The organism is Szabonella alba, assembly GCF_016765775.1.
Lineage (GTDB): Bacteria > Pseudomonadota > Alphaproteobacteria > Rhodobacterales > Rhodobacteraceae > Szabonella > Szabonella alba.
Map to the genome: position 1 here is coordinate 475,588 of NZ_JAESVN010000001.1, position 21,964 is coordinate 497,551.

General features: G+C 64.4%; 16 protein-coding genes. 10 read left to right on the plus strand and 6 right to left on the minus strand.

Going from position 1 to position 21,964, the window contains the following annotated elements; genetic code table 11:
• Positions 1-68 precede the first annotated feature (68 nt).
• Positions 69-2,087 carry a M3 family metallopeptidase gene (locus JL811_RS02205; RefSeq protein ID WP_202686678.1) on the plus strand — a complete coding sequence of 673 codons (2,019 nt, stop codon included), beginning with the start codon at positions 69-71 and terminating at the stop codon, positions 2,085-2,087.
• A gap of 124 nt (positions 2,088-2,211) precedes the next feature.
• Entirely contained in the window at positions 2,212-2,811 is a 600-nt protein-coding gene (locus tag JL811_RS02210) for a hypothetical protein (RefSeq protein ID WP_202686679.1), read from the plus strand.
• A gap of 21 nt (positions 2,812-2,832) precedes the next feature.
• On the opposite strand, the gene JL811_RS02215 is transcribed toward JL811_RS02210, so the two are convergent.
• From JL811_RS02215 to JL811_RS02225, 3 genes are read right to left on the minus strand one after another with little or no spacing between them, the layout of a single operon-like run.
• Positions 2,833-3,396, minus strand: a complete 564-nt coding sequence (locus JL811_RS02215) for a TadE/TadG family type IV pilus assembly protein (RefSeq protein WP_202686680.1) — start codon at positions 3,394-3,396, stop codon at positions 2,833-2,835.
• A gap of 8 nt (positions 3,397-3,404) precedes the next feature.
• Positions 3,405-3,998 (minus strand): TadE/TadG family type IV pilus assembly protein, encoded by a 594-nt coding sequence (locus tag JL811_RS02220; protein ID WP_237684730.1) that lies wholly within the window; start codon positions 3,996-3,998, stop codon positions 3,405-3,407.
• A complete protein-coding gene (locus JL811_RS02225; RefSeq protein WP_202686681.1) occupies positions 3,995-5,704 on the minus strand; it encodes a TadE/TadG family type IV pilus assembly protein in 1,710 nt (569 codons plus the stop codon). The genes JL811_RS02220 and JL811_RS02225 overlap by 4 nt, the downstream gene beginning before the upstream one ends.
• 436 nt (positions 5,705-6,140) lie before the next feature.
• Between JL811_RS02225 and JL811_RS02230 the strand changes: the two genes are divergently transcribed.
• The 7 genes from JL811_RS02230 (at position 6,141) to rpoD (ending at position 16,713) form a co-directional block, all read left to right on the plus strand.
• The gene (locus JL811_RS02230; protein ID WP_202686682.1) at positions 6,141-7,391 is read left to right on the plus strand and encodes a sarcosine oxidase subunit beta family protein; all 1,251 of its coding nucleotides are present in this window, start codon (positions 6,141-6,143) and stop codon (positions 7,389-7,391) included.
• Positions 7,392-7,499: 108 nt separating this feature from the next.
• The gene (locus tag JL811_RS02235; protein ID WP_202686683.1) at positions 7,500-7,805 is read left to right on the plus strand and encodes a sarcosine oxidase subunit delta; all 306 of its coding nucleotides are present in this window, start codon (positions 7,500-7,502) and stop codon (positions 7,803-7,805) included.
• Complete coding sequence (locus tag JL811_RS02240) at positions 7,802-10,720, plus strand: sarcosine oxidase subunit alpha family protein (protein ID WP_202686684.1); 2,919 nt, start codon at positions 7,802-7,804, stop codon at positions 10,718-10,720. The genes JL811_RS02235 and JL811_RS02240 overlap by 4 nt, the downstream gene beginning before the upstream one ends.
• Positions 10,713-11,246, plus strand: coding sequence for a sarcosine oxidase subunit gamma (locus tag JL811_RS02245; protein ID WP_202686685.1), 534 nt, complete (start codon positions 10,713-10,715; stop codon positions 11,244-11,246). The genes JL811_RS02240 and JL811_RS02245 overlap by 8 nt, the downstream gene beginning before the upstream one ends.
• The gene (locus JL811_RS02250) at positions 11,246-12,406 is read left to right on the plus strand and encodes an amidohydrolase (RefSeq protein WP_237684731.1); all 1,161 of its coding nucleotides are present in this window, start codon (positions 11,246-11,248) and stop codon (positions 12,404-12,406) included. Before JL811_RS02245 ends, JL811_RS02250 begins: the two co-directional genes overlap by 1 nt.
• 107 nt (positions 12,407-12,513) lie before the next feature.
• On the plus strand, positions 12,514-14,523 hold the full coding sequence (gene dnaG / locus JL811_RS02255) for a DNA primase (RefSeq protein WP_202686686.1): 2,010 nt from the start codon (positions 12,514-12,516) through the stop codon (positions 14,521-14,523).
• Positions 14,524-14,700: 177 nt separating this feature from the next.
• Positions 14,701-16,713, plus strand: a complete 2,013-nt coding sequence (gene rpoD / locus JL811_RS02260; protein WP_202686687.1) for an RNA polymerase sigma factor RpoD — start codon at positions 14,701-14,703, stop codon at positions 16,711-16,713.
• A 73-nt stretch (positions 16,714-16,786) separates the two neighbouring features.
• Here rpoD and JL811_RS02265 read toward each other — a convergent pair whose 3' ends face one another.
• From JL811_RS02265 to JL811_RS02275, 3 genes are all read right to left on the minus strand, one after another.
• Positions 16,787-17,662, minus strand: coding sequence for a 4-(cytidine 5'-diphospho)-2-C-methyl-D-erythritol kinase (locus JL811_RS02265; RefSeq protein ID WP_202686688.1), 876 nt, complete (start codon positions 17,660-17,662; stop codon positions 16,787-16,789).
• Positions 17,643-19,352: a tetratricopeptide repeat protein gene (locus JL811_RS02270; protein ID WP_237684732.1), complete on the minus strand. Its 1,710-nt coding sequence runs from the start codon at positions 19,350-19,352 to the stop codon at positions 17,643-17,645. Before JL811_RS02270 ends, JL811_RS02265 begins: the two co-directional genes overlap by 20 nt.
• Before the next feature lie 169 nt (positions 19,353-19,521).
• Positions 19,522-21,174, minus strand: coding sequence for an electron transfer flavoprotein-ubiquinone oxidoreductase (locus tag JL811_RS02275; RefSeq protein ID WP_202686689.1), 1,653 nt, complete (start codon positions 21,172-21,174; stop codon positions 19,522-19,524).
• Between the two features lie 283 nt (positions 21,175-21,457).
• On the opposite strand from JL811_RS02275, the gene greA reads away from it, so the two are divergent.
• On the plus strand, positions 21,458-21,928 hold the full coding sequence (gene greA, locus JL811_RS02280; RefSeq protein WP_202686690.1) for a transcription elongation factor GreA: 471 nt from the start codon (positions 21,458-21,460) through the stop codon (positions 21,926-21,928).
• Positions 21,929-21,964 lie beyond the last annotated feature (36 nt).

Below are 21,964 nucleotides of genomic sequence, written 5' to 3' on the forward strand. Positions count from 1 at the left end.
CCCCGTCAAGGGCAGGGCTGGACCTTACCGGGCAGGATGCCTAGCTTGCCGGGCAAAGGAGATTACCCATGACCAACCCGCTTTTGTCCTCTTGGGACGCGCCTTTCGGTCTGCCGCCCTTCGATCTGATCGAGGACGCGCATTTCGCTCCGGCCTTTGACGCCGCATTGGCCGAGGCCCGCACCCGCATCGCCGCGATTGCCGAAGATCCTGCCGCGCCGAATTTCGAAAACACCATTGCGGCGCTGGAGCAGGCATCGGGCCTTCTGGACCGGGTGGCCGGCGTTTTCTACAATGTCGCAGGCGCTGACAGCACCGAGACGCGCGAGGCGCTGCAACGCGATCTGGCCCCGAAGATGAGCGCCTATTCGTCCGAAATCACCGGCAATGCGGCGCTGTTCGCACGGATCGAAACCCTGTGGCAGGATCGTGCCGCGTTGGATCTGGATGCTGAACAGGCCCGGGTGCTGGAGCTTTACCACCGCATGTTTGTGCGCGCAGGCGCCCGCCTGACGGGGGATGAGGCCGCGCGGATGAAAGCGGTGAAATCGCGTCTGGCAACCCTTGGCACCAGCTTCAGCCAGAACCTGCTGGCCGAGGAACGCGGCTGGTTCATGGATGTGACTGAGGCGGATCTTGAAGGTCTGCCCGATTTCGTGACCGATGCCGCGCGTGCGGCCGGGGCGGAACGCGGGCGGCCCGGACCGGCCATCACGCTGAACCGGTCGCTGATCGTGCCTTTCCTGCAGTTTTCGCCGCGCCGCGACCTGCGCCAGCGCGCCTATGCGGCTTGGGTGGCCCGGGGTGAGAATGGCAATGACCACGACAACCGTGCCATTGCTGCCGAGATCCTTGCGCTGCGGGCCGAGCGGGCCACCCTGCTGGGCTATGCCGATTTCGCCAGTTACAAGCTGGAAACCGAAATGGCGGGCCATCCCGGCGCGGTGCGCGATTTGCTGATGCGGGTCTGGAAACCGGCCCGGGCGGCGGCGGGGGCGGATGCCGAAATCCTGACGGCGATGATGGCCTCCGAGGGCATCAACGGCCCGCTGGAGCCCTGGGACTGGCGCTACTATGCCGAAAAGCGCCGCAAGGCCGAGCATGATCTGGATGAGGCAGCGCTGAAACCCTATCTGGGGCTTGAGGCGATGCTGGGCGCGATGTTCGATTGCGCGACGCGGTTGTTCGGGCTGGAGTTTCGCCCGCTGGATCTTGCGCTGTATCACACGGATGCGCGGGCGTGGGAGGTGACCCGGCAGGGCCGTCATGTCGCGGTCTTCATCGGCGACTACTTTGCCCGCTCCTCGAAACGCTCGGGCGCATGGTGTTCGGCGATGCGCAGCCAGCGCAAACTGGGTGGCGATGTGCGTCCCGTCGTCGTCAATGTCTGCAATTTCGCCAAGGGCGATCCGGCACTGCTGTCCTGGGATGATGCCCGGACATTGTTCCATGAATTCGGCCATGCGCTGCATCAGATGCTGTCGGATGTGACCCATGAATTCATCTCGGGCACCTCGGTCGCACGCGATTTCGTCGAATTGCCCAGCCAGCTTTATGAACACTGGCTGTCGGTGCCGGAAGTGCTGGAACGCCATGCCCGCCACTGGAAGACGGGCGCGCCGATGCCTGCTGATTTGCGCGAACGCCTGCTGGCGGCGCAGACCTTCGATCAGGGCTTTTCCACGGTGGAATATCTGGCCTCGGCGCTGGTCGATCTGGGCTTTCATGAAGGTCCGGCCCCCGCCGATCCGATGGCGCGGCAGGCCGAAATTCTGGCCGCACTGGACATGCCGCGCGCGATCCGCATGCGCCATGCAACCCCGCATTTCGCGCATGTCTTTTCCGGCGACGGCTATTCTGCGGGATATTACAGCTATATGTGGTCCGAAGTCATGGATGCCGATGCCTTTGCCGCCTTTGAGGAGGCGGGTGACGTGTTTGACCCCGCGACAGCGGCGCGGCTGGAAAAATTCATCCTGTCGGCAGGCGGATCGCGTGAGGCGGATGCGCTTTACCGCGAATTCCGTGGACGGATGCCGGGGGTGGAGCCGCTGCTGAAAGGGCGCGGGCTGGTCGAACCGGCCTGAGACGGGGCTGCCCTGCATGCCGTGAGCGAAAAGTGGGGGCTGCCCCCCCGGTCGGTGCTGGCTGGATGCGACAGGCAAAGGCGGCTATAGCCCGGACGGAACGGGACATGCGGGAGGGCAGGCGATGCGCGCCGATCAGGATGAAGCGACAGGTGGGCCGAAGGAAGCGCAGGCACCGGGGGCGCAGGACCATGACGCCACAGAGCACGCTGTTTTCGGGCGCACCAGCGAAGGCGATCTGATCCTTGCACGGCTGATGCCCTCACCGGCGCGGCGCGTCATCGGGGCGGTCATCCTGTTTTCGCTGGGCCTGTTCGTTCTGTATCTGGCCCTGTGGCAGGCGCCCGAGGGGCTGCTGCTGCGGTTGTTCCTGCTGATCTTCGCGCTGTCGGTCCTGTTCGGTTGCCTCCGCCTCTGGCAGGCGACCGAGCGGGGGCTTGAACTGACGCCGCGCGAATTGCGGGAGACGGGCGGGCGGCGGCTTGCGTTGGTGGCGCAGATGCAGGACGCGTCACGCGGGGCCTTTGCCTTCAAGCCCTCAAACGGGTTCATGGTGCGGCTGGACGCCCCCGGTGCCACCGTCTGGGCACCGGGCCTGTGGTGGCGGTTGGGGCGGCGGCTGGGCGTCGGGGGCGTCACCTCGGCCAGTGAGGCGCGGTTCATGGCCGAACAGATCAACACGCTGATCGCGGCGCGGGCTCAATCCCGGACCGAACAGGATTAAACCGGCCCCTCGGCGCCGGGATCAGGAACAGGAATACCCCGTATGGCAGATCCGCGTGAGGAAACGCGGGCGCGTCACGATGAACTGTTCGATATCGGTCGGGCTGAGCCCGAAGCGCAGTGCCGGGATATAGGGTACTTCCGTCTCAACCAGAATTGCGCTGTCGCCATCCGCCATTTCGGGCAGGGCCCCGGTCAGTTCGGCAATCGTGCCGGTGGTCAGCGCGGGCTTGCCGGGCATGTCGCTGTTCGACCAGATCACCTCATACCGGTTTCTGTTTTCGCTCCACCGGTAGGAGGTGATGCGCATGGTGGCATCCTGGTCGTCATCCAGCAGATAGGCCAGGGTGCTGCGCATCCCGTTCAGATAGGCGTTGTTCACCGAACCCTGCTGGCGTGAGATCAGGTCCGAAATCGTATAGGAGGCCTTTTGCACCGTATTGATCGTGCGATAGACATCCCAATAGGCGAACAGCGCCGCATGGGCCCAGATCAGCACGGGAAGGACGATCACCGCTTCCAGCGTGACGCTGCCCCGGTCATCCCGGGCGAAACGGCGAAACGGATGGCGAAGGCGTGTCAGCATGCGCGCTCTCATCTGGGTTCGTTCACGAAGGCAGAGCTTGCAACAAGCCCGTAAGCGCCGCCCGAATCCTTGGGCAGGCGAAGGCCGATGCCGGTGGTCGGAAACATCGCATCCTGCGCCACGCAGACGCGGACCAGCATGATCTGATGCGGCTGTCCGGGGTTGAAATTGTTGGGCGGGTTGATCTCTTCCTCACGGTTGACGCAGCCCGTCCGCGTATTCGGGAAGGCCCATGTGACCGTGCTGACCGGCTGCATCTCGACATGGATATTGGTCATGCAATCCTTCAGGATCACGCTGCCCCGGCAGACCTCGGACTTGATGAGATCGGCATCGGGATTGGTGAACTGACCCAGCCGCAATTCGCGCATCGTCATATCCAGGGATCGTTCCAGCATGATGAAACGCGTCATCAGCAAGCCCGCCTCGAAGGCCGACATGAAGATCAGCAGCAGAACCGGAAGCACCAGCACGAATTCCAGCGAGGCGACGCCCCGGCGGTCGCGCCAGATCCGGCGGCGCAGCATTGCCGCCAGCCGTCGCAACCCGCGTGATGGCCCGGTTCGGGGCGCGGGAGGCGTGGGGTCGGAAAGCATGGTCATTGGGTCAGCCTCAGCTGGCTGATATTATTGGCAATTGCGCGGAAGGCGGTGCGAAGCTCAAGCCCCTCGACATCGAAGAAATGGCTTTCCGAGGTGGAACAGTTGCGGATCTGATTGGCGCCGTTTGACGATTCCAGTTCAAAGGCGATGCCATAGATGATGATGCCGTTGTTCTTGGCCAGATTGCAGACATCCTGCAGACGATTGTCCATCGTGTTGGTCGGGGTCTGTGACCGGAACCTGTTGAGCCAGATCGTATACTGGTTGGTGCCTGTCGCGCGTGCATAAAGCTGCCATGCGACCCATTGAACAGGATAATCCTGCCAGACCTCTGGCCAACTCAGACGGGTGGCCGATCCGCCTCCGGTGTTCCACGGACTGCTGCGCCATTCGTCGCGATGCGGCACCCAGTATTGATTGTAACCGGGGGGACGGACAGACAGATGCCCGTCGCCGCGACTGCGCCATATGTCCGAATTTCCGCTGCGATAAGTGTCGTTCAGCGCCTCGAAGGCGAAATGTTCGCCATCGGTCATCAGCACGATCACTTTCATCGCGTCCTCGGCCGAGAAATCCAGCGGCCGCCCGTCAAATTCATCGGGCACGATGTTGCGGTTGCGCAGATTGGTCACCATCTGACGCGAGTTCGGGGACAGAAGGTTCAGGCCCCATTTGAGCCCCAGATCAATCGATGTCGCGCCGACCGCGACCAGATTGTTGATGTAGCCGGTAAGCTGGCCGACATCATTCTGCAGCGGCCGGATGATATTCGCCGCAATCGGCTGGCACCAGACATTCAGGAAATTGCCATTGCCTTGGGTAAAGCTCGGGCTGGACCGCCAGCGGTTATCGCGTGTCGTTGCGGTGAAACTGTCGAAGAACCCGGCCTGCGGAAAGGCCGTGTTCGTCGGGATATGATGCGAATTATAGGTCCATTGCGGCAAGTCGAGGCAATGGCTGTTGGGATAGTTGTGCTGGTGGCTGACGGTATATTGATCCATCAGATCCGGCCCCAGATTGACCTGCCCGTTATAGGGCACCAGCGAGATCGAGATGCGGTCCTCGATATCGTTTTCCAGCACGGTCTCGACGAATTCGGTGGCCGCATCCTTGAGGTTCTGGAATTTCTGCGGATTGGAGGATTGGTTCGGGTAAAGCACCATCGACCGCGAAACATCCAGCACCATGGACACCTCGACATTGGTGATGCGCTGTTCGGCCTCGGATCCCGCAACCGCCTGCAGATTGTCGATGCCCACCAGATGCATCAGGAAGGTCGGCACATCGGCCGAGGCCCGCGCGCGCACCTGACGGAAGTTCAGCCCCTCGGGTGCCTCGACCTCGTCCAGATACTGCTCCATCCCGGCCTTGGTGAAGTAGTCGTTCACCACGTCCTCGGCGTCCAGCCGCTGGGTCATGCTGGCGGCGGCCAGAACCGACCGGTCCAGCGTCTGCTGCATCTTGGTGCGCTGCTGTTCGAACCGCATCAGATCGACGGCCACGCCGCCCATCATGCACATCAGCAGAAAGAGGAACATCGTGAAGATCAGCAGCACGCCATCCTCGTCGCGGGAAAAGCGGCGCAGCGACTGGCTCAGGGACTGGCGCAGGGATCGCATGACATGGCGATACATCGCCCGGCATCCCGACGTCATCGCGACCGCAACTGGGGAAAGCGCCCCCCTGTCCTTGCCTTGCAGCATCATTCCCCGTTCCTCACACAGTCTCTGGCCTGCCCTGATCCGATGCCCTGTCGCACCGGTCGCCCAAAGGCGGCCAAACCCACTTACCCAAGGGTGATATGTCCTGATTTATCTGGCGGAATTAAGGCAAATCGGCAGGTTTTGGCTGAAGAACCGGAAAGGCCGGAAACGACCAGCGATGGTGATCGGGTATTGTTCGCAAAGCCGGAACAGGCGCATCCGTCCAGTGGTGATGCAGGGGGCTGCGGCGGCGCGGAACCTCAGGGCGGCTTCAGGCCGGAAAAGGTCCGATTCGGCCTTCCCGTCGCCGCCTGCTGTGCCGCAGGCCTCGGTCCTGGGGCGCCGTTCGCGACAGTTCCTGTCGCAAGGGGGCTAGGAAATCCGCGAGCCGCGTTGGATAGTGCGCAGCATCGGAACGGCGGATCGTGTCGGAGGGGTGATGCAGTATTCAGGGTTCAGGGTCATTGCCGAAGGCCTGTTCGGCAATCGCGGCTGGAAACCCGCATGGCGCGACCCCACACCGAAACCGGCCTATGATGCCATCATCATCGGGGGCGGCGGGCATGGGCTGTCCACCGCCTATTACCTTGCCAAGAACCACGGCCTGACCAATATCGCGGTGCTGGAAAAGGGCTGGATCGGTTCAGGCAATATCGGGCGCAACACGACCATCGTGCGGGCAAACTACTTCCTGCCGGGCAATTCGGAATTCTATTCCCATTCGCTGAAGCTCTGGGAAGGGCTGGAGGCGGATCTGAACTACAACGTGATGCACAGCCAGCGCGGGCTGATCAACCTGTTCCATTCCGACGGGCAGCGCGACGCTTTCGCGCGGCGCGGCAATGCGATGGTCAATCAGGGCGATGATGCGGAACTTCTGGACCGCGAGGGCGTGCGCGCGCATCTGCCCTATCTGGATTTCGAACAGACCCGTTTCCCGATCTATGGCGGGCTCTTGCATCGTCGCGGCGGCACCGCCCGTCATGATGCGGTGGCCTGGGGCTATGCACGGGCCGCTGACCGGCGCGGCGTGGATCTGATCCAGAATTGTGAGGTGACGGGGATTGATATCGAGAATGGCCGCGTCACCGGTGTGCAGACCACACGCGGCGCGATCCGTGCGAAAAAGGTGGGCATCGTCGTTGCGGGCCGCTCCAGTCAGGTCGCGGCCATGGCCGGGCTGCGCCTGCCGATTGAAAGCCATATCCTGCAGGCCTTCGTGACCGAGGGGCTGAAACCCGTGATCGACCATGTCATCAGCTTCGGTATGGGCCATTTCTATATCAGCCAGTCCGACAAGGGTGGCCTTGTCTTCGGCGGCGATCTGGATTTCTACGCCTCTTACGCCGCGCGCGGCAATCTGCCCATGGTCGAACATGTGATGGAGGCGGGCATGACGCTGATGCCGATGATCGGGCGGGCGAAACTGCTGCGGTCCTGGGGGGGCATCATGGATATGTCGCCCGATGGTTCACCGATCATCGACAAGACGCCGGTGGACGGGCTTTATCTCGATTGCGGCTGGAATTACGGCGGGTTCAAGGCGGTCCCGGCCTCGGGCTGGACGATGGCGCATCTGATGGCGACCGATCAGCCACATGAGGTCGCGCGCCGCTTCCGGCTGAACCGTTTCGCCACCGGCCATCTTCTGGATGAAGAAGGCACCGGCAGCCAGCACAACCTGCATTGATGCCATGACCCGATCCGCATTCATCTTGGCCGAAATACCTCGGGGTGAGGCCTGCAAGGGCCGAGGGGCAGCGCCCCTTTCCCCGCCCAAGCACAAGGAGCGCGCCCCATGCGCCTGACCTGCCCGCTTTGCGGCCCGCGCGACCGGCGTGAATTCTACTATTACGGCGCTGCCGATTATCTGAACCGCCCGGCGGGGGGGGATCCGGCCGAATGGGATGCCTATCTGCATCTGCGCGACAACCCGGCGGGCCAGACGCGGGATCTTTGGTATCATGAAACCGGCTGTGCGCAGTGGTTGCTGGTCACGCGCGACACCGTCACCCATTCGATTTCCGATGTGGCACTGGTGGCGGCGGGCGGAGCCTCCGGCGGAGGTATTGCGGCCAAGGTGAAACCGGAGGGCAGCGCATGAGAATCGCGGGCAAGGGTCTGATCGACCGCAACCGGGCGCTGCGCTTCCGCTTTGACGGGCGCGATTACGCCGGCCATCCCGGCGATACGCTGGCCTCGGCGCTGCTGGCCAATGGCGTGCGGCTGGTCGGGCGCAGTTTCAAATATCATCGGCCGCGCGGCATCTGGTCAGCGGGGTCGGAAGAACCCAATGCGCTGGTCGAGATCATCGAGGACCGCCAGCAGACCCCGAATGTCCGCGCCACGATGCAGGAGCTGTTCGAGGGGCTGGAGGCGAAAAGTCAGAACCGCTGGCCCAGCCTGAAACATGATCTGCTGGCGGTGAACGATCTTGCAGCCCCGTTCCTGAGCGCGGGATTTTACTACAAGACCTTCATGTGGCCGCGCGCCTTCTGGGAACGGCTTTATGAACCGGTGATCCGCCGCGCGGCGGGTCTGGGCAGCCTGTCGGGCCAGCATGATGAGGGGCATTTTGAAAAGGCCCATGCCTTTTGCGACCTGCTGGTGATCGGGGCAGGGCCTGCGGGTCTGATGGCGGCGCTGACGGCAGGGCGCGCGGGGGCAAAGGTGATCCTTGCCGATGAAGGGGCGGCGATGGGCGGACAACTTTTGTCCGATGCGCGGCCCATCGACGGTAAGCCGGCGGCGGATTGGGTGGCGGATGTTCTGGCGGAACTGGCCAGCCTGCCCAATATCCGCCTGATGCCGCGCACCACGGTCACCGGGGCCTATGACCACGGCACCTATGGCGCGCTGGAACGGGTGGGGCTGCATCTGCCCGACCAGCCCAACCTGCCGCGCGAATGTTTCTGGCGCATCGTCGCGAAGGCGGCAGTGCTGACCACGGGGGCGACCGAACGCGGCATCGCCTTTGCCGACAATGACCGTCCCGGCATCATGGCAGCCTCGGCAGTGCGCAGCTATCTGAACCGCTATGGCGTTGCGGCGGGCGCGCGCGTCGCGCTTTTCGCCAGCAATGACGATGCCCGCCGCACCGCGCGCGATCTGATGGCTGCAGGCGTCACGGTTGCCGCGATCATCGACCCGCGCCCCGATGCCTCGGTGCTGGAGGACTGTCCGGTGCTGACCGGTGCCACCGTGACCGGCACGCGCGGACGCCATGGATTGCGCGAGATCACCGTCGCCCATGCCGGGGGCGAAAGCCGGATCGAGGCCGATTGTCTTGCGGTTTCCGGCGGCTGGAACCCGGCGCTGCATCTGACCTGCCATATGAATGGCCGCCCGGTCTGGGATGCGGGGCTTGCGGCCTTCCTGCCCTCGCCGGGGGCGGTGACGGGGCTTCATCCGGCAGGGGCGGTGGCGGGACGCTATGACACGCTGGCCTGTCTGTCTGACGGGGCCGAAACCGCGCGCCTGATACTGGCGGAGCTCGGCATCAAGGCCGTTCTGCCGGATCTGCCCGCCGCCGAGGATGCGCCCCATGCCCATGCGCCGCTCTGGTCCGTTCCGGGCAAGCGGCGGGCATGGCTGGACCTTGCCAATGACGTGACGGTCAAGGATGTCGCGCTTTCCGCACAGGAGGGCTTCCGCTCGGTCGAGCATATGAAACGCTACACGACGCAAGGCATGGCGCCCGATCAGGGCCGGAATTCCAATGTCGCAGCCCTTGCGGTGCTGGCCGATTTGACCGGGCGCGGCATCCCGGAAACGGGCACCACCACCTTCCGCCCGCCCTATTCGCCGGTCTCCATCGCAGCCCTTGGCGCGGGGGGGCGGGGCGCGGGCTTTGCGCCGCAACGCTTCCTGACTTCGCATTCGGCATCGGTTGAACGGGCCGCCCCGATGATCGAGGCGGGGCTGTGGTATCGCCCTTCCTACTTCCCGAAACCGGGGGAAAGCACATGGCGCGAATCCTGCGACCGTGAGGTGCAGATGGTGCGCAACACGGTCGGGGTCTGCGATGTCTCGACCCTTGGCAAGATCGACCTGCAAGGGGCTGATGCCGCGCGTTTTCTGGATTTCGTCTACACCAATACCTTTTCAACCCTGCCGGTGGGCAAGGTCCGCTATGGGCTGATGCTGCGTGAGGACGGGCAGGTGCTGGATGACGGCACCACGGCGCGGCTGGGGGAAAACCATTTCCTGATGACCACGACCACGGCGGCGGCGGGGCTGGTGATGCGGCATCTCGATTTCCTGCATCAGGCCTTCTGCGCGCATTGGGATCTGCGGTTCATTTCCGTGACCGAAAACTGGGCGCAATTCGCCGTGGCGGGGCCGCAGGCGCGGCGGCTTCTGGACAGTCTGCTGGATGCGCCAGTGGATCTTCCCTTCATGGGCTGCGGTGCGGTCTCGGTTGCGGGTGTTGCGGCACGGCTGTTCCGCATCTCGTTTTCCGGTGAACAGGGTTATGAAATCGCCGTGCCTGCCCGCTATGGCGAGGCGCTGTTCCGCGATCTGGTGGCCCGGGCCGAAACGCTGGGCGGCGGGCCGTACGGGATGGAGGCGCTGAATGTGCTGCGCATCGAAAAGGGCTTCATCACCCATGCCGAGATCCATGGCCGCGTGACCGCTTTCGACATCGGTGCAGAGCGCATGATCAGCGCGAAAAAGGATTGCGTCGGCAAGGCGGCGGCGCTGCGTCCGGGACTTCTGGGGCCGGAGCGGGAACAGATGGTCGGGCTGCGCCCGGTCAATGATGCGCCGATCACGGCAGGCGCGCATCTATTCACCCCGGGGGATGAGGTGGGCCGGGTCAACGATCAGGGCTATGTCACCTCGGTCGGCTATTCGCCGACGATGGGCGGCTGGCTGGGCATTGGGTTTCTGAAGAATGGCCGCGCGCGGCATGGTGAAATGGTGCGCCTTGTCGATCATCTGCGTGGGATCGACCTTTTGTGCACGGTGGCGGACCCGGTTTTCCACGATCCGCAGGGGGAAAAGCTGCGTGGCTGATCTTATCGCGAAATCGCCTCTCGACGGGGCAAGCATCACGATCGGCGCGCTGACGCTGGCCGAATTTGACGCAGGAAGAATCACCTCGGTGGCCCCCCTTCAGGGGCAGGAGGCGGCGCTGGCCAAGGCCTTTGCACCGCTGGGGCTGGCCTTCCCCGCGCCGAACCGGGTCAGCACCGGCAAGGATGCGCGGCTGGTCTGGACCTCGCGCGGGCAGGCCTTTCTGTTCGGGGCCGCGCCTGCGGGACTGGAGGCCCATGCCGCGCTGACCGATCAAAGCGATGGCTGGGCCACGCTGCGCCTGACCGGCGCAGGGGCGGCTGCGGCGCTGATGCGGCTGGTGCCGCTGGATCTTGAGGCGATGGCGGTGGAAGAGGCCGCGCGCGCCCCCCTGGGCCATATGCAATCCATCCTGATCCGAGTTGAAGACGGGTTCGAGATCCTCGTTTTCCGGTCGATGGCACGCACCCTGTGGCATGAAGTCGAGACCGCGATGAAATCGCTGGCCGCGCGGGCGCAGATCTGATGCTGACCAAAACCGATCTGACAGAGACCGATCTGGCCGAAATCCGCGCCTTCCGCCATGACCTGCACCGCCACCCCGAGGTGTCAGGCGCCGAGAGCAAGACGGCTGCGCGGGTGCTGGCCCATCTGGCCCCGACCCGGCCCGACCATGTGCTGACCGGCCTTGGTGGGCATGGGGTTGCGCTGGCCTATGACATGGCCGCCCCCGGGCCGACCGTGATGATCCGGGCCGAGCTTGACGCCCTGCCGATCACCGAATTGTCGGAGGCGCCCCATGCCTCCAGCTTGCCCGGCACGGGGCATCTTTGTGGGCATGACGGGCATATGGCGATCCTTGCCGCGACCGCGCGCCTGATCCGCCGCCACCCACCTGCGCGGGGGCGCGTTCTGCTGCTGTTCCAGCCTGCCGAGGAAACCGGCGCGGGGGCGGCGGCGGTGCTGGCCGATCTTGCCTTTGGCGGGGTGGCGCCTGACTGGGCCTTGTCGCTGCACAACATGCCGGGCCTGCCACGCGGCGCGGCGCTTTTGGCAGAGGGGCCCGCGAATTGTGCTTCGATGGGGTTGCGGCTGAGCTTTGGCGGCAAGACCGCCCATGCCGCACAGCCCGAAACCGGGTTGTCGCCCGCGACCGCCCTTGCCCGGCTGATCCCTGCGCTGACCGCCCTTGGCCCGGGGGGTGCCATGGGGCCGGATTTCCGTCTGGTCACGATCACCCATGCAAGGCTGGGCGAACCCGCCTTTGGCATCGCCCCCGGTGAGGCAGAGCTTTGGGCGACCCTGCGCAGCCGCGATGACGGGCCCATGGCGGCCCTGCTGGCCGAGGCGACGGCGCTTGCCCAAGCGGCGGCAGAGGCGGACGGTCTGACGCTGGAGATCTCGCATCACGATGTCTTTGCGGCCTGCGCCAACCATCCGCAGGCCACCGCCGTTCTGGAAGGGGCGGCACAGGCGACGGGGCTTGCCTTGCGGACCGATGGCCTGCCCTTCCGCGCCTCCGAGGATTTCGGGCGTTTCGCAGCACTTTGCCCCTCGGCCATGCTGTTTCTGGGCGCGGGCGAAGGTCACCCGGCCCTGCACAATCCCGATTACGACTTTCCCGATGCGCTGATCGCCGAAGGGGCGGCGCTGTTCGATCATGCGATCCGCCAGATTCTTGATTGATCCTGTCGCCTTGGCTTAAATACCGGGGCGGGGATGCGGGGGCGCGAAGCCCCCGCTTGCGTTGCGGCCACTGGACGAAACCCCTGCAAGGACCGATATAGGAAGGCATGAGCCTTCCACCCGGTTTCCTTGATGAACTACGCACCCGCATCTCGCTGTCGCAGGTGGTCGGGCGCAAAGTTACATGGGATATGCGCAAATCCAATCAGGGCAAGGGCGACTGGTGGGCGCCCTGTCCGTTCCATCAAGAAAAATCCGCGTCTTTCCATGTGGATGACCGTAAGGGATTTTATTACTGCTTTGGCTGTCACGCCAAGGGCGATGCGCTGACCTTCCTGCGCGAATCGGAAAACCTGTCCTTCATGGAATCGGTCGAGACATTGGCGCGCGAGGCCGGGATGACCATGCCCGCCCGTGATCCGGTTGCCGCACAAAAGGCCGACCGGCGCAGCCAGCTGGCCGAAGTGATGGAGGACGGGCTGCAGCATTACCGGATGCAGCTTTCGACCGTTACCGCCCGCACTGCGCGCGACTATCTGGACCGGCGCGGCCTTGATGCGGGCGCGCAGGAGCGCTGGCAGATCGGCTGGGCGCCGGACCAGCGGCAGGCGCTGTTCACCGCCCTGCAGCAAAAGGGGCACAGCCCCGATCTGATCGTGGCCTCGGGGCTTTGTGCCAAGGCCGATGACGGTTCGATCTATGACCGGTTCCGGGGGCGCATCATCTTTCCGATCCGCGACGGGCGGGGCCGCGCGATCAGCCTTGGCGGGCGTTCGCTGGATCCGAATGCGCGGGCGAAATACCTCAACGGTCCGGAAACCGAGCTGTTCGACAAGGGTCGCAATCTGTTCAATCTGGCCCGCGCGCGGGAGGCGGCAGGCAAGGGCCAGACGCTGATCGTGGCCGAGGGCTATATGGATGTGATCGCGCTGTCCGAGGCGGGGTTCGGCGCGACGGTGGCCCCGCTGGGCACTGCTGTCACCGAGGAACAGCTGCGGCTGATCTGGCGCATCCATGATGAACCGGTGATCGCGCTGGACGGTGATGCGGCGGGGATCCGCGCGGCGCTGCGCGTGGTCGATCTGGCGCTGCCGCTGCTGGAGGCGGGCAAGGGGCTGCGTTTCGCGGTGCTTCCGGCGGGGCTGGACCCCGATGACCTGATCCGGGCCGAGGGGGCTGCGGCCATGCAGGCCGTGATCGAGGCGGCGCAACCCATGGTCACCCTGCTGTGGCAGCGCGAGACCGAGGGCCGGGTCTTTGACAGTCCCGAACGGCGGGCATCGCTGGACAAATCCCTGCGCGCGGTGCTGATGCGGATTCAGGACCCGTCGCTGCGCAGTCATTACGGCGAGGAGATGAAACGCCTGCGGCGCGGGATCTTCGGGCAAAGTTTCGGGCAGGGCTTCGCGCAGGGCGGCGGCTTCGGGCAGGGCGGGGCTGCGGCGCAGGGCGGTCGTGGCTTCCGGCCCGGGCGGGGCAACTGGCAGGGCGGCGGGAAATGGTCGCCCCCCGCGATCCCCAGTCCGACGACCCGCAGTTCGGTGCTCGCCTCGAACCTGTCCGAGGAACGGGTGCTGGAGCAGATCGTGCTGGCCACGCTGCTGACCCATGGCGGGCTGGTCTCGGAATTCGAACCGGCATTGGACCGGCTGCGCTTTTCCGATCTGGGGGAGGAGGCGCTGAAACTGGCCATGCTGCGCCATGACGGTGAGGCGGATGGCCTGCGCGCCGCGCTGCAATCCATGCATGGCCCGGTGCTTGAAAATCTCCTTAACCAGAACCATGTGATGTCGGCACCTCCGGTTCTGAAGTCGGAGGATACCCTGTTCGCGCGCATGTGCCTTGCCGCCGATCTGGCAAAACTCGTTGCGGCGGTTGCGGCGCGCCGGGAGATCGAGGAAGCAGCCGAAGATCTGGAAGGCCTTGCCGATGAGGGTGTCACATGGCGGCTTGCCAGAACCAATGAGGCGCGCTTTGCCGCGCAGCGTGGCCCGCAGGAAGACCGCCGGTCCGGCCTTGTCGCCGAGAACGGCGTCGAGATGGACCGGGATGAGCTTGAGGAGGCCCGCAGCCTGTGGGACCGCATAAATTTCACCAAGGGAAAGCCGCGAGGATGATCCGAAATCAGGGGCCTGTCGCGGCCCGAAACCGCAGCAATGCCTGCCTGAATGCCGCATCCGCCCCTGAAAATCGACGCGGATGCCTTACACCCGCTGCGATTCGCGTTATTGATTCGGTTGCAGCAGTACTGATTCGGCCTGCAGCCCGCGTCCCTACCCATCCGAGGAGCATCCATGGCGATCAAGGATAACGACGACAACAAGACCGAAGAGGCCGAAGCCGATACCTCGCTCGACATGAGCCAGGCCGCGGTCAAGAAGATGATCGCCGACGCGCGGGAGCGTGGCTACATCACCTATGACCAGCTCAATACCGTGCTTCCCCCCGATCAGGTGTCGTCCGACCAGATCGAGGACGTGATGTCGATGCTCTCCGAGATGGGCATCCAGGTCACCGAGGAAGAAGAGATGGAGGACAGCGGCACCTCCGCAGGCGAGTTGGTGGAAACCGGCGGCGGCTCGCGTGAGATTGCCGTGTCCGGCACGACCAGTGAGACGCTGGACCGCACCGATGATCCGGTGCGCATGTATCTGCGTGAAATGGGGTCGGTCGAACTTCTGTCCCGCGAAGGCGAGATCGCGATTGCGAAACGCATCGAGGCGGGCCGCAACACGATGATTGCCGGGCTGTGTGAAAGCCCGCTGACCTTTCAGGCGATCACGATCTGGCGCGACGAACTTCTGAACGAGGATATCCTGCTGCGCGATGTGATCGACCTCGAGGCGACCTTCGGGCGCAATCTCGATGGCGACGGCGATGACGAGTTGGTGGGCGAGGGGATCGCGGGCGTCGATGTCTCGACATCTTCCGCCGCCCAGGGGCCGCGCCGCGCGGCCAGCAACGAGCCCGAGCTGGATGCCGATGGCAACCCGATCTCGCGCGCCGATGATGACGACGAGGACGACGAGGCGTCGAACATGTCGCTGGCCGCGATGGAGGCCGCGCTGAAGCCCCGCGTTCTGGAAACGCTGGAGGTGATCGCGCGCGACTATGCCACGCTGGCGGGGATGCAGGATCTGCGGATGTCGGCGACGATGAACCGCGCCGACCGCTTTTCCACGGTCGAGGAAGCCGCCTATCAGAAACTGCGTTCGGAAATCGTGCTGCTGGTCAATGAACTGCATCTGCACAACAACCGGATTGAGGCGCTGATCGATCAGCTTTACGGCATCAACCGCCGGATCATGGCGATCAATTCGGGCATGGTGAAGCTGGCCGATCAGGCCCGTATCAACCGTCGCGAATTCATCGACGAATATCAGGGCTATGAACTGGACCCGACATGGTGCGACCGGATGACGGCCAAGGATGGTCGCGGCTGGCAGTCGCTGATGGAGAAAAGCCGCGAGAAGGTCGAGGAACTGCGCGATGAGATGGCGCAGGTCGGCCAATATGTCGGCGTCGATATCTCGGAATTCCGCCGGATCGTGAATCAGGTCCAGAAGGGCGAGAAAGAGGCCCGGCAGGCCAAGAAGGAGATGGTCGAGGCCAACCTGCGTCTGGTGATCTCGATTGCCAAGAAATACACGAACCGGGGCCTGCAGTTCCTTGACCTTATTCAGGAAGGCAATATCGGCCTGATGAAGGCCGTGGACAAGTTCGAGTATCGCCGGGGCTACAAGTTCTCGACCTATGCGACATGGTGGATCCGTCAGGCGATCACGCGCAGTATTGCCGATCAGGCCCGCACGATCCGTATTCCGGTCCATATGATCGAAACGATCAACAAGCTGGTCCGCACGGGCCGGCAGATGCTGCATGAGATCGGCCGCGAACCGACGCCGGAAGAACTGGCCGAAAAGCTGCAGATGCCGCTGGAAAAGGTCCGCAAGGTGATGAAAATCGCCAAGGAGCCGATCAGCCTTGAAACGCCCATCGGCGACGAGGAAGACAGCCAGCTTGGCGATTTCATCGAGGACAAGAATGCCGTCCTGCCACTGGACAGTGCCATTCAGGAAAACCTGAAGGAAACCACGACCCGGGTTCTGGCATCCCTTACCCCGCGTGAGGAACGTGTGCTGCGGATGCGCTTTGGCATCGGCATGAACACCGACCACACGCTGGAAGAGGTGGGCCAGCAGTTCAGCGTCACGCGCGAACGGATCCGCCAGATCGAGGCGAAAGCCCTGCGCAAGCTGAAGCATCCCAGCCGGAGCCGGAAACTGCGCAGCTTCCTCGATCAGTGATGCAGGGCATCACGACCGCAGAAACGGAAAGGCGCCCCTCGGGGCGCTTTTTCTTTGGGGCCGGGGCAGGGGATCAGCGCAGGACCGGCCCCGCCGCCACCCACCAGTCGCGATGTTCGGCCCCGATGGCCTGTGCAGCCGCCTGTGCAGGGGCGGGCTGGCCGAACAGCGCAAAACAGGTGGCGCCCGATCCTGACATCCGCACCAGCAGCGCATCGGGACAGGCAGAAAGCCGGTCCAGCACCGCGCCGATCCCCGGGGCGATGGCCAGCGCCGGGGCCTCAAGGTCATTGCGCTGCGCGGTCAGCCAGCGGGCCAGTGCCGCCGCATCGGGCCAGTCGGGCAGCGTCGCGGGCATGGGGGGATTGTCGCGCCGCGCCAGCGCGCGAAAGACCGCAGGGGTTGGCAGGGTGATGCGGGGATTGACCAGCAGCAGATGCGCAGGCGGCAGGGGCGGCACGGGGTCAAGCCTTTCGCCGATACCGCGCATCCGGGCGGGCCGTCCGGCCAGACAGACCGGCAGATCAGCACCAAGCGCCAGAATGGTGTCCGCGTCCGGCCCGGTCGCGCCGGTCATGCGGCGCAGCAGACGGATCGTCGCCGCCGCATCGGCCGAGCCGCCCCCGATGCCCGAGGCGGGGGGAAGATGTTTTTCCAGCGTGATCGCGGCAGTTTGCGCGGTGGCCCGCGCCGCGCGCAGAACCAGATTGTCGGCCCCCTCGGGCACCTGATCGGCAAAAGGTCCAGTCAGGCGCAGTGACAGGCCCGGGGCCTTTTCGGCCCGCAGCCGGTCCCCGATGCCGCAGAACACCACCAGACTGTCCAGCATGTGATAGCCATTGGCCCGCCGCCCCGTCACATGCAGCGCAAGATTGATCTTGGCCGGTGCGAATTCAGCTGCGAATTCCGGTGCAATTTCAGGCGAGACTTCAGTTTCCGGCGTCGGCATTGACCGGTCTCAGCGGATCGGCGCCTTCCTCTTGCAACACCGCATCAAGGCCGATCTCCAGCTTGCGGCGGATCCGGGTCGCGTCCTTTTCCTCGGGGTCGAAGGACAGCGCGCGGCGCCATTGAAACCGCGCTTCCATCTGCCGTCCGACCGCCCAATAGACATCGCCCAGATGATCGGTCACGACCGGATCGACCGGTTCCAGCAGGCTGGCGCGTTCCATCGGCTCGACCGCTTCTTCATAACGGCCCAGCACGAACAGACCCCATGCCAGACTGTCGACGATATAGCCGCTGTCCGGGCTGGCCGCGACGGCCTCTTCGATCATGCGCATGGCCTCGTCGATATTCTCGCGCCGGTCGAGAAAGGAATAGCCCAGATAGTTCAGAACCTGCGGCTGCCCGGGATTGAGGGCCAGCGCGCGGCGGAAATCGGCCTCGGCCCGCGGCCAGAGATCCTGCCGTTCCAGCGTGATCGCGCGGCTGTAGAACACCGCCCAATAGGGTTCGGGAACGGGTTCCTCAACCAGATCCAGCGCGGCGGTATAGGCCTCGGTCGCCTCGGGCCAGCGTTCGGCACGGCGCAGCGTGTCGCCCAGCGACAGGTGGATGGTGAAGACATCGGGATAGCGCGCGGCAAGATCGCGCAGCACCCCGATGGCCCCATCGGTATCCCCCGCTCCGCCAAGCGCGCGGGCGCGTCCGATCTCGGCCGGAATATGGGCGGCATCTTCGGTGCCGATCCCGGCATAAACCTCGGTCGCCAGATCGAACTGGCTTTGGTTTTCCAGCATCCCGGCGGTCATCAGTACGGCATCACCGTGATCGGGGCGCAGCCATGCGGCGATGCGGCTGTAAAGCAGCGTATAGGCGTCCGAGGCCTCGCCGTTCAGCGCGACGCCCAGGGTGAAGAACACCTCGGCCATGCCCTCGGTCGCGTTGCGCGCGACATCATAGGGGATCGTTTCCCCGCTTTCGATCCGCGCCAGCAATTCGGCGCTGGACGGATCGGATTCGGCGGCAAAGGAGTCGCGCAGAACCGTCGCGGCCTCGTCATTGCGTTCCAACTGGCTCAGGATCTGGATATGGGCCAGCGCGCCACGCCGCACCACGCGCACCGGGCCGCTATCCGAGCCGGAAAAGATACGCTCGGCAGCCTCGTAATTGCCGATGGAGGCCAGCGCCAGCGCCTTGTGGTAAAGGCCGAACACCTCAAGCCCCGGGGTGGCGACCAGTTCATCAAAGGCGGCCAGCGCCTCGGTCACCCGGCCCGCGCCCAGTTCCGCCCAGCCGGTCAGCAGCACATCCATCAGCCGCCCGACGCTGCGCCCGGCGGCAAGATCGGCCAGCATCGGTTCGAATTCGCCGCGCTGCGCCTGATCGCCGATCAGCGCCATCCAGGCCGCCTGCGATTTCCCGCCCGCGTCATCCAGGCGGCGTGCAAGCTCAATCGCGGTTTCGATCCGGCCGATGCCGATCTGCGCCACAACCGCGCCTTCCATCAGGTAAAGATTTTCGGGATCCGCCGCCAGCGCCTGACCGAACCAATGCGCGGCCTCGCGGAAATCATCCTGCATCCCGGCGGTGCGGGCGGCAAGATAGGCCCCGAAATCCTGCGCCGGGGCCGGGCCGGTCAGGGCGGCAAAAGACAGCATCAGGGCGGCAAGTCGGATCTTGAAGGGTCGGATCAATTCTCGGCTCTCCCTCTGGTGCCAGTCATGCGGCGCAGGCCGGTATGCAGGGCCGGCAGCAATCCGGCACCGGATCGCTGCGCGACAACCCTAGGCCCGCCCGGCACGCAAGGCAATGCGCGTGCGGGCGCAGGCCGCCCCCGCGCCCGCCCACATGCACAAATCTGCGTTACATATTGGGATAATTCGGCCCGTCGCCGCCCTGCGGCACCGTCCAGTGGATGTTCTGGCTTGGATCCTTGATATCGCAGGTCTTGCAATGGACGCAGTTCTGGAAGTTGATGACAAAGCGCGGCTCCTTGCCCTCCTCGGCCACGACCTCATAAACGCCCGCCGGGCAATAGCGCTGCGCCGGCTCGGCGAATTGCGGCAGGTTCACCGCGATCGGCACCGACGGGTCCTTGAGCTTGAGATGCGCGGGCTGGCTTTCCTCATGGTTGGTGAAGGAAAAGGCCACATTGGTAAGACGGTCGAAGGACAGCACGCCATCGGGTTTGGGATAGGCGATTGGTGCGAAATCGGCGGCCTTGCCGGTCGCTGCGGCATCGGATTTGCCATGTTTCCGGGTGCCGAACAGCGACAGGCCGAGAAGGTTGTTCGTCCACATATCGAACCCGCCCAGCACCAGAGACGGGAAAAGCCCCCATTTCGACCAGAAGGGTTTCACATTCCGAACCTTTTTCAGGTCCTGGCCGATCGCGCCGCCGCGCACCTCGGTCTCGTAATCGGTCAGTTCATCCCCGGCCCGGCCAGCATGGATCGCGGCATGGGCGGCCTCGGCTGCGGCCTTGCCTGACAGCATGGCATTGTGATTGCCCTTGATGCGCGGCACGTTGACCATGCCGACCGAACAGCCCAGAAGCGCCACGCCGGGGGCGACCATCTTCGGCATCGACTGCCAGCCGCCCTCGGAAATCGCCCGCGCGCCGTAAGCCACGCGTTTGCCGCCCTTGAGCAGTTCGGCCACCATCGGATGATGCTTGAAGCGCTGGAACTCCATATAGGGGTAAAGATGCGGGTTTTCGTAGTTCAGATGGACCACGAAACCGACATAGACCTGATTGTTTTCAAGATGGTAGATGAAGCTGCCGCCGCCTGCATTCCCGCCCAGCGGCCAGCCCATCGTATGGGTCACGCTGCCCTGACGGTGCTTGGCGGGGTCGATCTCCCAGATTTCCTTCATGCCCAGCCCGTATTTCTGTGGGCATTTCCCGGCAGACAGGTCGTATTTCGCGATGACTTCTTTTGCCAGTGATCCGCGCACACCTTCGGACAGGAAGACATATTTGCCCAGAAGTTCCATGCCGGGTTCATACTGGGGGCCGGGCGTGCCATCGGCGGCCAGACCCATTTCACCCGCCACGACGCCCGCCACGCGGTCGCCGTCATAGACCAGCGCGGAACAGGCCATGCCCGGGAAGATCTCGACCCCCAGCGCCTCGGCCTGTTCGGCCATCCAGCGGCAGACATTGCCCATCGAGACGATATAATTGCCGTGATTGTTCATCAGGGGCGGCATCGGCAAGTTCGGGATGCGCAGTTGCCCGGCAGGACCGAGCAGGTAGAAATTATCCTCGGTCACCGGGGTGTGGATCGGCGCGCCGCGGTCGCGCCAGTCGGGGATCAGCGCATCTAGCCCCGAAGGGTCCAGCACCGCGCCGGACAGGATATGCGCCCCCACCTCGGAGCCTTTTTCCAGCAGAACGACGGACAGGTCGGGATCAAGCTGTTTCAACCGGATCGCCGCCGACAGGCCCGCAGGCCCTGCGCCGACGATGACGACATCATATTCCATCTGCTCGCGCGTCACCTGACCGGACATGGCTTCCCCCTGACTGCTGGCTTTTCCGCTTTCCTGCCGGGTTTGCCCGAACCTCTCCCTGCGGTCAATCGTGACGTCCCGGCGCGATGCCGCAATGCGGCGTCAAATTTCCGGCAGGGGTGGGGGACCGTGCGGGCGGACCCGCCGCTTCCGGCACTTCCTTGCCACGGGCATCGCCAAGCCTGTTGCAATTGCCGGATTGGTGGTGTTGGGTAACGGAAAGGGAACCTCTGAAGGGTCATGGCCGGTCGGCTGTGGCTCTCTTGTTTTTGAGTGAAGGCCGATGGAAAAAATACCGATGACCCGCGCCGGAAATGTGGCACTGGACGGGGAACTCAAGCAGCTTAAATCGGTCGAGCGGCCGGAGGTGATCCGGGCAATCGCCGAGGCGCGCGAACATGGCGACCTGTCGGAAAATGCCGAATACCATGCCGCGCGGGAAAAGCAGAGCTTTATCGAGGGCCGCATCAAGGAGCTTGAGGCGATCCTGTCGCTGGCCGAGGTGATCGACCCCGCCAAACTGTCCGGTCCGGTGAAATTCGGTGCGACCATCACGCTGGTCGATGAGGACACCGATGAACAGCGCACCTATCAGATCGTCGGTGAACCTGAGGCCGATCTGGAAAAGGGGCTTTTGAACATCAAAAGCCCGCTGGCCCGTGCATTGATCGGCAAGGACGAAGGCGACAGCGTCGAGGTCAAGACCCCCGGTGGCGACCGCAGCTATGAGATTCTGTCGATCCGATACGTCTGATCCGTCCGGGCAGAGAGCGGGCCAGGCAGAGAGCGG

Excerpts from the sequence above, each read along its gene's own strand:
- JL811_RS02205 (WP_202686678.1), top strand. The coding sequence starts at position 69 with ATGACCAACCCGCTTTTGTCCTCTTGGGACGCGCCTTTCGGTCTGCCG.
- JL811_RS02210 (WP_202686679.1), top strand. The coding sequence starts at position 2,212 with ATGCGCGCCGATCAGGATGAAGCGACAGGTGGGCCGAAGGAAGCGCAG.
- JL811_RS02215 (WP_202686680.1), bottom strand. The coding sequence starts at position 3,396 with ATGCTGACACGCCTTCGCCATCCGTTTCGCCGTTTCGCCCGGGATGAC.
- JL811_RS02220 (WP_237684730.1), bottom strand. The coding sequence starts at position 3,998 with ATGACCATGCTTTCCGACCCCACGCCTCCCGCGCCCCGAACCGGGCCA.
- JL811_RS02225 (WP_202686681.1), bottom strand. The coding sequence starts at position 5,704 with ATGATGCTGCAAGGCAAGGACAGGGGGGCGCTTTCCCCAGTTGCGGTC.
- JL811_RS02230 (WP_202686682.1), top strand. The coding sequence starts at position 6,141 with ATGCAGTATTCAGGGTTCAGGGTCATTGCCGAAGGCCTGTTCGGCAAT.
- JL811_RS02235 (WP_202686683.1), top strand. The coding sequence starts at position 7,500 with ATGCGCCTGACCTGCCCGCTTTGCGGCCCGCGCGACCGGCGTGAATTC.
- JL811_RS02240 (WP_202686684.1), top strand. The coding sequence starts at position 7,802 with ATGAGAATCGCGGGCAAGGGTCTGATCGACCGCAACCGGGCGCTGCGC.
- JL811_RS02250 (WP_237684731.1), top strand. The coding sequence starts at position 11,246 with ATGCTGACCAAAACCGATCTGACAGAGACCGATCTGGCCGAAATCCGC.
- dnaG (WP_202686686.1), top strand. The coding sequence starts at position 12,514 with ATGAGCCTTCCACCCGGTTTCCTTGATGAACTACGCACCCGCATCTCG.
- rpoD (WP_202686687.1), top strand. The coding sequence starts at position 14,701 with ATGGCGATCAAGGATAACGACGACAACAAGACCGAAGAGGCCGAAGCC.
- JL811_RS02265 (WP_202686688.1), bottom strand. The coding sequence starts at position 17,662 with ATGCCGACGCCGGAAACTGAAGTCTCGCCTGAAATTGCACCGGAATTC.
- JL811_RS02275 (WP_202686689.1), bottom strand. The coding sequence starts at position 21,174 with ATGTCCGGTCAGGTGACGCGCGAGCAGATGGAATATGATGTCGTCATC.
- greA (WP_202686690.1), top strand. The coding sequence starts at position 21,458 with ATGGAAAAAATACCGATGACCCGCGCCGGAAATGTGGCACTGGACGGG.